Annotated in this window: 14 protein-coding genes and 3 tRNA genes; 2 read left to right on the forward strand and 15 right to left on the reverse strand. The window is 48.7% G+C overall.

Annotated elements, in window-relative coordinates; genetic code table 11:
* Window positions 1-267: 267 nt before the first annotated feature.
* The 12 genes from ACT53D_RS05480 to ACT53D_RS05535 form a co-directional block, all read right to left on the reverse strand.
* Window positions 268-591, reverse strand: coding sequence for a helix-turn-helix domain-containing protein (locus ACT53D_RS05480; RefSeq protein ID WP_379076785.1), 324 nt, complete (start codon window positions 589-591; stop codon window positions 268-270).
* Window positions 592-717: 126 nt separating this feature from the next.
* Window positions 718-1,572 (reverse strand): YihY/virulence factor BrkB family protein, encoded by an 855-nt coding sequence (locus ACT53D_RS05485; RefSeq protein ID WP_476154928.1) that lies wholly within the window; start codon window positions 1,570-1,572, stop codon window positions 718-720.
* A gap of 231 nt (window positions 1,573-1,803) precedes the next feature.
* On the reverse strand, window positions 1,804-2,583 hold the full coding sequence (locus ACT53D_RS05490) for a hypothetical protein (RefSeq protein WP_476154930.1): 780 nt from the start codon (window positions 2,581-2,583) through the stop codon (window positions 1,804-1,806).
* 2 nt (window positions 2,584-2,585) lie between these two features.
* Window positions 2,586-2,774, reverse strand: a complete 189-nt coding sequence (locus ACT53D_RS05495) for a hypothetical protein (RefSeq protein WP_194746949.1) — start codon at window positions 2,772-2,774, stop codon at window positions 2,586-2,588.
* A 259-nt stretch (window positions 2,775-3,033) separates the two neighbouring features.
* Window positions 3,034-4,371, reverse strand: a complete 1,338-nt coding sequence (locus ACT53D_RS05500; protein ID WP_476154932.1) for an FMN-binding glutamate synthase family protein — start codon at window positions 4,369-4,371, stop codon at window positions 3,034-3,036.
* A 2-nt stretch (window positions 4,372-4,373) separates the two neighbouring features.
* Window positions 4,374-5,066 (reverse strand): GltB/FmdC/FwdC-like GXGXG domain-containing protein, encoded by a 693-nt coding sequence (locus ACT53D_RS05505; RefSeq protein WP_018987291.1) that lies wholly within the window; start codon window positions 5,064-5,066, stop codon window positions 4,374-4,376.
* A complete protein-coding gene (locus ACT53D_RS05510) occupies window positions 5,054-5,950 on the reverse strand; it encodes a class II glutamine amidotransferase (protein WP_476154934.1) in 897 nt (298 codons plus the stop codon). Before ACT53D_RS05510 ends, ACT53D_RS05505 begins: the two co-directional genes overlap by 13 nt.
* A gap of 58 nt (window positions 5,951-6,008) precedes the next feature.
* Window positions 6,009-7,343: a type III glutamate--ammonia ligase gene (gene glnT, locus ACT53D_RS05515; protein ID WP_275354894.1), complete on the reverse strand. Its 1,335-nt coding sequence runs from the start codon at window positions 7,341-7,343 to the stop codon at window positions 6,009-6,011.
* Window positions 7,344-7,385: 42 nt separating this feature from the next.
* Window positions 7,386-8,060, reverse strand: a complete 675-nt coding sequence (locus ACT53D_RS05520) for a sarcosine oxidase subunit gamma (protein ID WP_476154936.1) — start codon at window positions 8,058-8,060, stop codon at window positions 7,386-7,388.
* Between the two features lie 2 nt (window positions 8,061-8,062).
* Window positions 8,063-10,957 carry a 2Fe-2S iron-sulfur cluster-binding protein gene (locus tag ACT53D_RS05525; RefSeq protein WP_476154938.1) on the reverse strand — a complete coding sequence of 965 codons (2,895 nt, stop codon included), beginning with the start codon at window positions 10,955-10,957 and terminating at the stop codon, window positions 8,063-8,065.
* Window positions 10,954-11,214 carry a sarcosine oxidase subunit delta gene (locus ACT53D_RS05530; RefSeq protein ID WP_476154940.1) on the reverse strand — a complete coding sequence of 87 codons (261 nt, stop codon included), beginning with the start codon at window positions 11,212-11,214 and terminating at the stop codon, window positions 10,954-10,956. The genes ACT53D_RS05525 and ACT53D_RS05530 overlap by 4 nt, the downstream gene beginning before the upstream one ends.
* 18 nt (window positions 11,215-11,232) lie before the next feature.
* A complete protein-coding gene (locus ACT53D_RS05535; RefSeq protein WP_194746956.1) occupies window positions 11,233-12,474 on the reverse strand; it encodes an FAD-dependent oxidoreductase in 1,242 nt (413 codons plus the stop codon).
* A gap of 350 nt (window positions 12,475-12,824) precedes the next feature.
* Here ACT53D_RS05535 and ACT53D_RS05540 point away from each other — a divergent pair, with 350 nt between their 5' ends.
* Window positions 12,825-13,478, forward strand: a complete 654-nt coding sequence (locus tag ACT53D_RS05540) for a helix-turn-helix domain-containing protein (protein WP_194746957.1) — start codon at window positions 12,825-12,827, stop codon at window positions 13,476-13,478.
* The gene (locus tag ACT53D_RS05545) at window positions 13,463-13,921 is read left to right on the forward strand and encodes an N-acetyltransferase family protein (protein ID WP_476154942.1); all 459 of its coding nucleotides are present in this window, start codon (window positions 13,463-13,465) and stop codon (window positions 13,919-13,921) included. The genes ACT53D_RS05540 and ACT53D_RS05545 overlap by 16 nt, the downstream gene beginning before the upstream one ends.
* 291 nt (window positions 13,922-14,212) lie before the next feature.
* Here ACT53D_RS05545 and ACT53D_RS05550 read toward each other — a convergent pair.
* From ACT53D_RS05550 to ACT53D_RS05560, 3 genes are all read right to left on the reverse strand, one after another.
* A tRNA-Leu gene (locus tag ACT53D_RS05550) sits at window positions 14,213-14,299 on the reverse strand.
* Between the two features lie 78 nt (window positions 14,300-14,377).
* Window positions 14,378-14,453 (reverse strand) — tRNA-Gly (locus tag ACT53D_RS05555).
* A gap of 18 nt (window positions 14,454-14,471) precedes the next feature.
* Window positions 14,472-14,545: transfer RNA gene (locus tag ACT53D_RS05560), tRNA-Cys, on the reverse strand.
* Between the last annotated feature and the right edge of the window lie 136 nt (window positions 14,546-14,681).

Raw genomic sequence — 14,681 nt, forward strand, 5'->3', positions numbered from 1 at the left:
GCTTATGTGTTCAGCATGGTGACAGCCCAGACGAAATGCTTGCCAAGCCGCACCAGCTCTGGATTGAGGAGAAAATACCGTTTTATGTCAGAAGCATACCAACACGCGCAACCATTAAAGAAAAGATCAGGGCTGCCGTAAACATGCCCCGCTCATGAGACATGACCGGCAAGAAAACCAGGTGGGATAACAAATATAGCGGAAAGGACAGTCTGGCCAGGGAAGAAGCCTGGCGATGACGACATGTGATCAAGTACAAGGCGATGTTCAGGCAACATGTACCTGCGCGACTGGCAGATCAGGCTCCCAACGGATCAGGGTAAATAAATCGCACTGCAGGTAAGCACACAGCTTGTTCAAGTGCTCGGTACTGGCATTATAGGTCCGGTCTTTGAGCATTCTGTGCAAAGTCATGCGGCTAATCCCGCTTGCATCTGCAATTTCGGTGATGGTGATGGTTCTGCCCCACTCTAATTGTTTTTTTAAAATAACAGTCTTTAACTCTACGTAAATCACACAACTTCCTGACAACTTTTGATTGTTCGCGTGTTTCAAGCGCGATGCCACACTTGGATAAAGTGTAGTCTGCACATGAATGCCTGGGCTTGATCGATATCAATCCTCCTCAACTACGCGACTGCCTGAGGACACAAAACATTATACAATTTTATAAAGTGTTTGCGATACGTGAAAAGACGCATGCTAGGCTGACTTGGTTCAATCAACGTCAATACGTTTTGCCGTGCCCATCACATGCGAATAGGCACGCGTCAATTCGGCGCCCATCAGAAATATCTGCGCGGAGTAATAGACCCAGATCAATAACACCAAAATGGACCCAGCTGCCCCATAGGCACTGGAAAATGCACTGTTGCCGATATAAATGCCAATCAGCCACTTGCCGATGGTGAATAAGACTGCCGTGATAATGGCGCCTATCCAGACCTCATCCCATTGAATTTGTGCACGTGGCATGGTCTTGTAAATCATGGCGAACATACCAGTCGTCAATGCAAAACTGAACACGGTATTCAGCATCCCCGCAATCAGTATCCAGCCAGAAAACACCGGCGACCACCATTTGCTGATCGCCGCCAGCCCGGCGCTAAACACCAGTGAGACCATGAGCAAAAAGCCGATGCCCAAGATCATGCCAAACGATAACAAGCGCACCCGCAGCAAGTGCCACAAGCCGCTGCCTTCCCGCACCGGTGCTTTCCAGATACGATCCAGCGAGTCCTGCAACTCGCCAAACACAGAAGTCGCCCCTACCAGCAATAGCACCACCCCAATGGCAGTGGCAGCAATGCCTTCGGACGGTCGGCTCACGCTTTCTAGCAGTGTTTGTATTGCCACCGCGCCACGTTGCCCCATCAAGCTATTCAACTGGCCAATAATTTCGCCGCGCGCAGCCTCCTGCCCAAATATCAGCCCCGCAATTGAAATCACTATCAATAAAAGCGGTGCAATCGAGAACAACGTGTAGTAAGCCAGGGCGGCACCCATGCTTTGTGCGTAATCATCCCGCCAACCGACAAAGGCCGTTTTCACCAGTAGCCAGACTTGTTTCATCCAGATTATCCATGCATAGACTATAAAGACTTGCCGTTTAGCAGCAAGGGGTAGCTTTGCCAACGTTAAACGCAGCAGAAACCTGACTCCAGCATACCCAAGGGCACGGCCACGCCCTATCGGTCAAAGGGGTATCTCGCTGTCAGAAATGGCCGACGGACTGCGCGGCGGCTGACCGCACAGAGTTACGGCGAAGCATGCGGGATTGGTATTCAGCATTACGCTTGCAGATTAGGTAGTGGCTAGACCTGCTGAAGGTCTACCAGTCTCCTGAAAGGTATCATACACAGAAAAATCAAACTCACGCGCACTGACAATCGACTCTTGCCGGATCACCAGCGGCAAATTGTCGCCGACTTTTTTGTAATCGGTAGTAAACATCACCTGCAACGTGTCTTTGTCGCGATAACCGCTCACAAAAGGCAGAAAACTGATTTCCTGATCCGCACCCTCATTCTCGTTGGGCTCGCCCATGGTGGCCACCCGCCCCACATACACCTTGCGGTCATCCAGCACCAGCATCAGGTTGCGGTCGTTAATCATCGCCGAAAACAGCAACTGGTCCAAAGGACTGTCAGAAAACAACTCTGACATAATGACAATATCCACTTCTTCATCGCTATCGAGCTGCAAATAATGTTTAAGCCGCCAATACACCCACTTTGAAATCAATAACGGCATCAACAATGTCGTCAGGGCGATCACACCTAACAGCACATAGCGTTTTTTATCCCCCTCGGTAAGCCCCAGGCTATCCGGCAGATAACGGGCCAGCAAATCGACATAATCGATACCAAGAGTACGCACGCCCTCAAACACCGGGATCGCTGACAGATTGATCAACAAAACATGAAAAATGGCCGCCGAGATCAGGCAGAGAATACCGAGATAGGCCGCTTGCAGGTAAAGATACTGGCCTTCGTATCGATGCAGCTTAAAGAAGTACTGGGGATGGTAATGACAAACAAGAAACCCTGAAACTAATATCAGCAGAACAAATAACACCCCCATGGCTATTTTTGCAGGGGAAGATTCGCAATCTTTGAAGCATCTGCCTGGAAACTGGCTGAATTGACAATGCTGGCGGGGTTAATCGTCACCGTGCCACGACCGACCACTTTCAATGTCGGGTATTTTTTCTTGGCATTTTTGACCTGCTCTGCCAGCAACTTACTATTGGCGCTCATCTTTAGGAATAGCATTTCGACCTCCGTTTGGCTAAGAATGTCGCAATCTCGCAGCCTTGTCAACTATGAGGATGGCTAAGGCTATTTTTGCGACAGTCTGAAATATTAAACCTTGAATGGAATAATATTAACTTTCAAAAGCCAACAGCTCTCCTCTACTGGCACATTGGATAGAGTAAAGGCCAAAGGATAACCGTACGATCATCTACCAAACGTCAAGGGACAAGACCTCTTAGCCTTGCCCCTTCTTGCAGTATTGATTAGTCGCTTTATGTCAGAACGAAGACGCGCCTGGAATCCAGTTAGTGCCGGCGAGCGGAACCTTGGCCATCGCAGCGGATTCAATCGTGAGTGCCACCAAATCCTCAGGCTCCAAATTATGCAAATGAGATTTACCGCATGCTCTAGCAATCACCTGAGCCTCCATCGTCAGCACAGAGAGATAGTTTGCAAGGCGACGGCCAGCTTTCACCGGATCTAAACGCTTCATCAACTCTGGATCTTGAGTAGTAATTCCTGCAGGGTCCTTACCTTCATGCCAATCATCATAAGCGCCGGCAGTGGTCCCAAGTTTTTGGTATTCCTCTTCCAGATGTGGATCGTTATCGCCCAACGCAATTAATGCAGCGGTGCCGATAGCAACAGCATCTGCGCCCAACGCCAAAGCTTTAGCGACATCAGCACCATTTCTGATACCACCTGAAACAATCAGCTGAACTTTACGGTGCATACCCATATCTTGCAGTGCCTGTACAGCTGGTCGAATTGCCGCAAGAATCGGAATACCCACATGTTCAATAAACACCTCTTGTGTGGCAGCGGTCCCACCTTGCATACCATCGAGTACCACAACATCGGCACCCGCTTTAACAGCGAGTGTGACATCAAAATATGGGCGCGTCGCCCCCACCTTCACATAAATTGGTTTTTCCCAATCTGTGATCTCACGCAGTTCAGCAATCTTAATTTCCAAGTCATCTGGACCAGTCCAGTCTGGATGGCGACAGGCAGAACGTTGATCAACACCTTTAGGCAAGCAACGCATTTTCGCGACACGGTCACTAATTTTCTGGCCCAGCAACATCCCCCCGCCACCAGGCTTCGCGCCTTGGCCAATCACCACTTCAATGGCATCCGCTTTCCGCAGATCATCTGGATTCATGCCATACCGAGAAGGTAAGTATTGATAGACCAGAATCGAAGACTGACCACGCTCCTCAGGCGTCATACCGCCATCCCCAGTGGTTGTACTGGTACCGACTGCGCTTGCCCCACGGCCCAGCGCCTCTTTTGCTGGCCCAGACAGCGCACCAAAGCTCATGCCCGCGATAGTCACAGGTGTTTTGAGATGAATAGGTTTCTTGGCATAACGTGTTCCGAGCACCACATCTGTGCCACATTTCTCACGATAACCTTCCAGTGGATATCTACTGACAGAAGCCCCCAAGAATAATAGGTCATCGAAATGTGGCAATTTTCGTTTAGCACCCGCGCCACGAATATCATAAATGCCGGTGGCTGCTGCACGGCGAATTTCTGACATCGTTCCCGGATCGAACGTCGCAGAAAAACGCGGTTCTGTTTGCGGAGTTTTTTTAGAGGTATCGCTCATGATTAATATGCTCCTGCGTTATCAACATGGAAGTTATAGAGAGTGCGTGCAGAGCCAAATAATTTGAAGCTATCCGGATCCACCTCTGCGTGCCCGGATTTGGCCAGAAGATCCACTAAAATATTGCGTGACTCCTGATCCATCTCCTTCTCTTCACAATCGGCACCCAGGCTCTTGACGTTACCGCGCACAAAGAGCCGAGCCTCGTATAATGAGTCGCCTAATGCCTCACCTGCGTCTCCAAGCACCACCAGATTGCCAGCTTGTGCCATGAATGCGGAAAAGCTGCCCACAGAACCGCCAACCACAATATCAGCCCCTTTGAGCGAAATGCCGCAGCGGAGCCCGGCGTCACCGTCAATGATTAACAAACCACCTTGCGCCGTTGCGCCAGCAGCATTAGAAGCGAAACCTTTCACATGCACCACGCCGGACATCATATTCTCCGCCACGCCAGTGGAGGCACTTCCAGTCACAGTGACTGTCGCCAGTTGGTTCATGCCTGCGGCGTAATATCCGGCGTGACCGTCGATTGTGACATTCACCTCAGCATTCAGGCCGACTGCGATGTTGTGAGCCCCATTGGGATTGCTAATGACCACGTTTTTACCACTCAACTCTGCTGCAGGACGATGCAGATATTGATTCACGGTTCTCAACTCGGTATTTTCCAAGTCAAATTTTAGACTTTCCATACGTACATCTCCTTTGGTGAAGGTTCAAAAACGTGAGCATTCTTCACATCAGGAAGGTGGGCTAAAGAGCGAAACTCTGAAGCGATCGCGACATAATCATCATGCTCCGCGACCACTGCAGGCTTACATGCAAATGGATCCCTCACTAAGGCCAATTGATCTTTGGTACCCATCAGCAATGTATAGAAACCATCCAGCTCGTCGAAACCATGTTCTAGGGCGGTTTTCAAATCGTCACCTTCACGCATACGCCATTCAAGGAAGCGACAGGCTGCTTCAGTATCATTGTCGGTTTCAAAATTGATCCCTTCATGTTGCAGCTTGCGACGGAGGCTGTTGGGGTTAGAAAGGGATCCATTGTGCACCAGGCACCAGTCTGTGCCTGCTGTGAATGGATGCGCATGCGCTGGCGTAATGGCAGACTCAGTCGCCATCCGTGTATGCCCAACCAAATGCGTGCCACTCAACGCTGGCAAATCGTAACGCGCAGCCACATCGGCAGGCAGGCCGGTATCTTTGTACACGTCGATCGATTGACCCACAGAAAGGATATGAATCTGCGGATAGGCTTGCTTGATCCAGTTTTTTACTTTCGCGGTGTCCACTGCGGAGGTGAGAATCGCATGATTCCCCTTCACCGCGAGAGTGACCTGGTCGGAGTGCTCTGAATTAAAAGCTTGCTCCAATGCCTTCCAGCTAAAATCTGCCGTCGGTGCATACAGGCTATATTTCAACGCATTTGCATCCACTGGCGACGTAAACACAGCCATGCCAGCAGAGTCTGGTCCCCGCTCTGTCATCCCAATCAGCATCGGCATCATCAATTGACCGATATTTGCGCGCATACTCTGGTTTTTAACCAGTAATCCTACAATCCCACACATCATTTTCTCCTATCAATACTTCATGTTCGATGACCAATGCGTCACTCACATCAAACAATTAAAAGAACTCAACATACCTATCAATTTCCCACTGGGAAACATGCCGTTGATAATCTATCCACTCCATGCGTTTGATCTTTAAAAACTCTTGGGCAAGATTTGCCCCCAGCGCATCCATGATGACCGCATCACTCTCAAGCGCATCCAATGCCTCACCCAGATTCTGTGGAAGGATGCCAATTTTCAACGCTTGAAGTTGCTCGGGGCTGTAATCGTAGAGATTCTCATCATGCCCCTTGCCTGGGTTTAACTGACGGGCAACGCCATCCAAGCCCGCTGCGATCACGGCTGCAGTTGCAAGATATGGATTACAGCTGCCGTCAGGGAGCCGCAGTTCTAAGCGGCCATAAGGAATACGCACCAATGTCGAACGGTTATTGTTACCGTAACTGATATACGCTGGCGCCCACGTTGACCCAGTTAATGAGCGCCCAACGACCAGTCTTTTGTACGAATTTACGGTCGGATTACATAAGGCGGTCAGTGCCGGGGCATGCGCGAGGATCCCGCCCAGGAAATGATAGGCCAGGCTAGACAACCCTAGGCCAGAGGGATCATTGTCGTCTTGGAACAGGCTTTTTTCTCCATCCCCTATGGACATATGCATGTGCATACCATTGCCTGGCCGATTGCTAAATGGCTTAGGCATGAACGAGCAGATCATGCCCATCTCATTGGCGATTTCACTCGCAGCCATCTTGAATAAAATGTAATCGTCTGCACTTTTGAGGCATTCGGAGTAGGTGTAGTTAATTTCAAACTGACCATTCGCATCCTCATGATCAATTTGATAAACATCCATCCCTGCCGCAATCAGCGACTCAGTTAACTTACCAAGATACTCAGAGTGTCTGGTGATCCCTTTATAGTCGTAACATGGTTTTTGCAACGTATCAGTTTCATCAAACGGCAGAATCTGACCCTGTTCGTCACGACGCAGTAATGAAAACTCTGGCTCTAATCCTGTGTAGAAGGTCCATCCACGTTCGGATAACCGGGCAATCTGCTTCTTAAGAACGACGCGTGCATCATATTCATGCGGTTTATTATTAACATGCCCATCGCACACCAGTCGCGCATAACCAGGTTGCCAAGGCACCAAGCCGATAGTGCTCAGCTCACCAACCGCCATGTAATCAGGGCCATTGGGTGCAATGCCTGTCCCCCAAATTGCACCACCAGCAAAACCTGCGCCCTTCGTCAGGATATCGTTGAGATGCTCAGCCGGCACGGACTTGACCTTGGCTACCCCATGAATATCGACGAATTGAGCAAGGACGTACTTGACCTTGTTTTCCTGCAAAAACTTTTGTGCTTCCTGCAAAGACTTCATTGAGTGCCTCACCTAAAATTTATTAATTAAAATTCGAAACGATCAAGAACTAGTTATCATCTGTTTGAAGTGAACATCCAGGCCAACAGCGCCTCCGCCAAACTCCCCGGCGATTTCGGTGAGCGTGCTCCATATATAGTTACCATAGCTACCATCGCACCATAAGCGGTAGACCAGCTCCCCATTCAGCAATTGGCGGATTAAAGTCACAGACACGCCAGCCACACTGGTCAGCAACACAGCATCCGCAGCAAATGCACTTTCACTCAGGTCTAGTGCACAAATTTCACTGAATGCACTGTGGAAATGCACGCCGCTCAGAATGAACGAAGCGTCATAACGCGCCACTTCATAAAGATGCTCTGGGGCATCATTTGCATTGATTGCAATCTGCTCCTGTTTGAAACCTTCCAATAAAAATTCACTCCGCCCAAGTCTTAACACCAATCCTCCAGCGTGATCTTTACGCCATGTATTGGGTGCTTTTGGTACGGTAAATCCCCGGGATTCAAGCCACTCAACGGCCTTTGCTCCTTTAATGCCTACTCTGGAAAATGCGCTCACATCACAAATACCGAGCTTCTTCATCCGTTGCATCTCGATATCCGTATTTTCATAACTTAGAACAATCTCCATCCCGTTCAAGATTGCTTTCTTCATCGTTAACCCTGACTGCGCAAAACTGACGGGGGAGAGTCGATCAAATACCATTTCCATATTTAATCCCCTTCAATAAATGGTGACTGGACAACATAGGCCTCCACCATCTGGCCGCTGTCAGTTCTGATACTCAAGACGTCACCCAATCTTGTATTCGCTGGGGATACATATGCAAACCCGATGAATCTTTGCAGCGTAGGACTCAACGATAGACTGGTGACCCTGCCCTCAATCTGGCCACTCTTGCTGATCACTAAATTACATTCACATGGCACAGGGCCCTGGAAATCTGGCTTAAACGAAAAAGCCACCAGTTTTTTTAGCAGAGGTCGTTTGCGGATAATTTGCAAACTGCGTTTACCGATAAAGAAAGCTTTATTGAGGTTGATGGCCCAGTCAGCACCAAGCTCAAAGGGGTTGGTAAGACCATCGGTATCATGCCCCACTAATGGGTGGCCCATTTCCAATCGAAGCAATCTTTGTGCCTCTGTACCAAATGGTTTAACACGTTCATCAACGCTTCCACTGTCTAGCAGCAAATTCCACAACTTAAGCACAGATGAGGCAGGCACATGAATCTCATAGGCCTGGTTAGAGACAAATCCAACGCGAATCACACGTGCCTTGATTTCTGCTATGGACGTATCGGCTACTGAACCTAATAAGAACTGGTCTTCAGAGAGATCCAACAGGGTGATCTTCTGCAGCACCTTTCTGGCCAATGGCCCGGCAATGTTCACCGCGCCATATGCGCCCGTGACATTGATAAAGGTCACATTCAGGCCCCAAATCTGATTCCACCGCTGCATCTCACGGTAAACCGCGGCGGCATTGCTGGTACTTGCGGTCACATAGAAGAAATTTTCTGCGATCCGGCACGCGACACCGTCATCTACCATCACCCCGGATTCGTCCAGCATTAAGGCATATCGGGAGCGCCCAACCCTTTGATCTTTAAAATTACCCGTGTAGAAACGTTCTAAAAATTCAGCGGCATTGGCGCCATGGATCTCTATCTTGCCCAAGGTACTGACATCAATGATGCCGGCTGCACTTCTGACGGCTTTTGCTTCGTTCTGGATAGACTGCTCTTTGGTTTGCCCATCCACTTTGTAGTAGGCTGGACGTTTCCATGCACCAACGTCCGTGAACACTGCACCGTGTTCTGCGTGCCACTGATGCAGCGGGGTATCTCGATGAGGATGCAACCCCCTGCCTGCCAAATGACCTATTGGTGTTGGATGAAAGAAGGGCCGTGCAGTCGTCGTGCCAATTTTATTGACTGGAAGACTTCTGATGCGCGCCAGAATACGAATCGCATTCATATTTGAATGTTTGCCCTGGCTGGGCCCCATGCCAACTGTTGTAAAACGCTTCATTAATTCAATGTTATCGAAGCCTTCCTGAGCCGCATGAATGAAATCTTTTACGCTGATATCCTCGTCGAAATCCACAAAGTTTTTACCTTTGGGATGCATCACAATCGGATAAGGATGGCTAGGCGATGAGCCGGCAAAACTGTCTACGGTGGCGTCGTTTCCAACATAGCCCAAATACTTGAGGGCATCAGAGGCAGCACGGGCGCCATCCTGGAGGCGTTGATTCAAGCCAAAAACACCGTTTACCTTACCTGCAGCGAAAATGCCATTGGGCAGTCTTGACGGTACGAATTGGTGTATTTGATCGTCATAACGCATGCCGGTGCCAGCCTGATAAAGCAATGCAGCAGCAGGCGCCCAGCCTGCACACATGACGATACCGTCACAGTCAATCTGTATGGATTTCCGAATATCGGCCTGCGCAGAGGCTTCATCGTAATCCGCAACAATCGCGCCTTTGACGCCTAACTTGCCGGATACCGGCACAGCCTCATAGATGCAAGCACCGTTATGGATTGGTATGCCTTTATTTGCGACCACACTGGCAATGGCATCCGTCTCTCCACCCGCCCGCATATCAACAATCGCCGCGACCTCTACGCCAGATGCAATCAGATCAAGCGCTACCCGGTAACCATGGCTATTAGCAGTGACGACTACGCCCTTCAAGAATGGCTTAACGGCGTATCGTGCCATGAGACGTTGCGCGGCGGAACCAAGCATGACTCCCGGTAGATCGTTGTTTCTGAACACAGGAGGTTGCTCAAAGGCGCCACTGGCAACAATCACTGCTTTAGCACGTACTTTTGTGATTCCAGATTCGTCTACGACCGGGATGAGATGATCAGCATAATATCCGGCTGCATAAGCGTTAGTTTTCACTTTTAAATTAGGCAGGCTTTGTGCTTCACTCAACATGTTTGCTAACTGTTCGTGATGCGCTGAATTGCCTGCATTGTCGTAAGCAAAACTTCCGCCGGGGTTGGCATTTTCATCCACCAAAAGAACCTCTAAGCCTTCACGAGCCGCAGTCAAAGCTGCAGACAACCCTGAAGGGCCTGCGCCAACCACCAGGAGATCGTAATGCGAATGGTGTTTCTTTTTTAAGAGACGCGGATAGTTAAAGTTCACCACGCCCAAACCAGCTGCGTTGCGAATGATGCGCTCCCAAAATGGAAACAAACCACGTGGGGTATGAAATGCTTTGTAATAAAAGCCAACGGGTAAGAGCGCCGATATCGAATCAAGAAAGCGCTTCTTATCCGCCATCACCCCGCCATCAACATTCACTACTTGGAGTTTCATCCCCGCTTTGACCTGAACAACATCGGCTCGGATATTGGTATCGACACCATCTGTCACCATGATGTTGACGTCATGATTTGCCAGGGTAAAAATGCCTCTGGGGCGATGGTATTTAAAACTACGGCCTAATACTTTCTCGCCAGCAGCCCACAAAGCGCTGCTAATCGTATCGCCTTCAAAACCCTCATATTCTTTACCTTCAAATGAGAATTTAATTTTGTTGTTCCGATTGATCCACTCACCGGAAGTATTTTGTAACCTCATGCTCATTTAGCAGCTTCCTGTTCGTATAAATAGGTACGTGCTACGTTGTCGGTTAAGGTGTCTCTTTCTGCAACAAACCAGGTTCCGCTTGGGGAGTGATACCACCATTCTTTTTTTAGCCCTGGCGCGCCATTGCGGTTATAAACATAGTCAGCCCACTCTTTGTCGCTGCATTCAGGCTCGGGCATATCACGTAGTTCACCACCAAAGACAAATTCGCTTAGCGGTCTCACGCCATTAATCGGACAAGTAAGTAATTTCATTTCTAATCTTCCTGATGCTTAGTGACCGACCGAAGCCGCACCTTTTTCGCCAGTCAATTCGTACTCTTCAAATCTTGAAAGCCTGAAAGGCTTGATGAGATCTGGCGCCATATCGTTAGCAATCGTGGCAGCCATCGTTTTCCCACTGATCGGTGTGGCCTTGAATCCCCATGTTCCCCACCCTGCATCGAGGTAAAAGCCTTCCACCGGTGTCTTGCCCATAATGGGAGAGAAGTCAGGGGTCATGTCTGCCATGCCGCCCCACTGCCTGACGATCTTCACATTGGAGAGGAAGGGGAACATGTCTAACATGTGAGACGTCAGTCCCTCCACAAAGTCTAAAGAAGACCTGGTCGAATGCACCTCATAGGGATCCAACGAAGAGCCCATGACCAATTCGCCTCGGGAAGATTGACTGACGTAGACATGCAAGCTACCGGAAACCAGGATTGAATCCAGCCAGGGCTTCATTGGCTCAGTCACACAGGCTTGCAAGGGATGAATAACGATGGGCGTATCAATGCCAGCCATTTTGCAAATGCGGGGAGTGAACCCTGCCACCGCTGAGAGCACTCGGGGGGTAGAGATATAACCTCGGCTCGTTTGTACCCCTTGAACCTTACCTCCCTTGATATCGATGCCAGTCACTTCTGTACTCTGAAATATATCGACACCTAACCTATCGGCGCCACGGGCGTAACCCCAAGCGACAGCATCATGCCGAGCCACAGAACCTGGCCCATGATACAAAGCCCCTAAAATGGGCGCATGGCCACTGCAGCTGATGTCTAGCTGAGGACAGGCTTTTGAGATCTCATCCGGACCAACGACATAACTATCCACGCCCACATGTTTATTGACTTCAGCGCGCCAACGCATTGTCCGCATCGCTGATTCTGTATGTGCCAATGTGAAATGGCCGCGGGTTGAATAGAATAGATTGATATCTAACTCTTCGGACAAACCTTCATATATTTTGACGCTGGCATCATAGAAGTTCACGCCCTCTGGGGTCAGGTAATTAGACCTGACAATGGTGGTATTTCGGCCGGTATTGCCTCCACCCAAGTAACCCTTTTCAAGCACGGCAATATTAGTCATGCCATGGTCTTTAGCCAGATAGTAGGCAGCAGCCAAACCGTGTCCGCCTCCGCCAATAATGACTGCGTCGTAACTTTTCTTAGGGGTCACATTCTCCCTAAAAAACCGAGTCTCTTTGTACTCTTTACTCAACGCATATTTAAGCAATCTTAGAGGCATTCAACGCTCCGCAACGATCCAATATCAATCTCGACATGAAAATTTTATTCCCAACAGGAAACAATAATTCCATTTATACGCATTGCAAAAACCCCTGTCAACGGCTTTATGAATATTTTTTTCCTGTCAGGAATAAATTTACCTATTTTGCAATGATTTGGTGCATAATTTGGTCTGATGAACACATTTAGAGCATGTGAATATTCTTAAAAAAGTGGCTGAGGATGGGTTAATGACTAAGAAAGAGTTAGTCAATTAATTCTCCAGCAGGAACTTGATTTGCCGTCACTTGATTTATTGGGCCTGTGATAATTGAACGAGAAGAATGGATATGGGAGTTTTAGCCGCCAATGACCTCTGATTTGAAAAAAAATGTTGTCCCTATTACTGAAACAGAATCCAAACCTTTGGGTAAACACTTGGGGAATGTCATCAAAGAGGTCAGAAAACAACATGGCCTGACGATTGCTGATGTCGCTGAGAGAGCGAATATTAGTGTTGGAATGTTCAGTAAAATTGAGAATGGTCATGTATCGACTAGTCTTGAAACATTGGAACAAGTAGCCAACGCGCTTGGCGTAACGCTTTCAAGGCTGTTCCGCGACTACAACGCCCCCTCAGGAAATGCACAATTCGTTAAAAAAGGGCATGGTATGGAAGTGGTACGCCGCGGCACAAAGCTCGGCCACACATATCATTTATTAGCCTATGACCAAGGGCCTCAAAAGACTTTTGAGCCATTCTTGATCACGCTGGAAGATCAGGCGGAAGAATTCCCCCCTTTTGAACATGGAGGGACTGAATTCATTCATATGCTGGAGGGGGTATTAGAGTACAAGGTAGGCTTGGAGACTTTCTTACTTGAGCCAGGCGACTCACTGACCTTTAGAGGAGACCAGCCGCATCAGCCAGCCAAGCTCATAGAGGTCCCAATCCGTTTCTTGGCTATTATTCATCACGACCCCGTTGATCATTCAGGAGGCAGTGAGTGGACGCAGTCATAAGTATTCGAGATGCTCAAGAGAAAGATGCCGCTCAACTAGCCGACCTTCTACATGCGCTATTTAGTATAGAAGCCGATTTCAAACCAGACATGGAGAAACAAAAAGCCGGTTTAAGTATGCTGATATCACAACCAGAACATGGGGTAATCAAAGCTGCATTTACAGAAGACGGGAAACTGATTGGGATGGTTAGCGCGCAACTTGTCATCTCCACGGCACAAGGAGCACGCTCTGCTTGGGTAGAGGACATGGTCGTTCATGCAGAATTTAGACAGCAAGGAATTGGTAAAAAATTACTGCAGTCGGCATTGGATTGGGCAAAAGAAAAAGGAGCGACTCGTGCCCAGCTATTGGTCGATATTGAAAATGAACCTGCGATAGGGTATTACCGGCACCTGGGTTGGGAAAGCACTCAGTTAAATGCGAGAAGATTATTTTTATAATTGTTGTAGATTTTAACTAGTCATCTCTCACCGGCTAAGGTGAGAAAGCATGCTCATTCACAAATTACTTTTTTCTAACTTGCTTACGTTTGTCACTTGGTAGAAATGAAAACGGAGCTTGCCCCTCCTAAATGGAGATCTGGACTTCACCCGCTCTGTTAGACAACCGAATACATGAATCCCACACCAACCCCACAGCATGAATAAAAAATACAGTCATTCAAAGACAGGTGTAGAAAAATTTGAAAATGAAAAACCAGCCTAATTAGCCAGAATATATAAGGGAAGTATTGGTGCCCGGAGCCGGAATCGAACCGGCACAGCCGTTAAGCCGAGGGATTTTAAGTCCCTTGTGTCTACCAGTTTCACCATCCGGGCGGTAGGTCTAGCAAGCTTTGTATTCTAACACCGTGATCTATGTTGCATAGCGGTGAGAATGTGTGCTTGAGAAAGATTTGGAGCGGGAAACGAGTCTCGAACTCGCGACCTCAACCTTGGCAAGGTTGCGCTCTACCAACTGAGCTATTCCCGCATATTTACAACATGAGACTGGAGGCGCGAGCCGGAGTCGAACCGGCCTAAACGGCTTTGCAGGCCGCGGCATAACCGCTTTGCTATCGCGCCAGAACCAACAACATAAAAACAACTTATGTTAAAAAGGGAAAGCCGCGCTTTCCCCAGAATTTGGAGCGGGAAACGAGTCTCGAACTCGCGACCTCAACCTTGGCAAGGTTGCGCTCTACCAACTGAGCTATTCCCG

This window comes from Methylophilus sp. DMC16 (genome assembly GCF_056314045.1).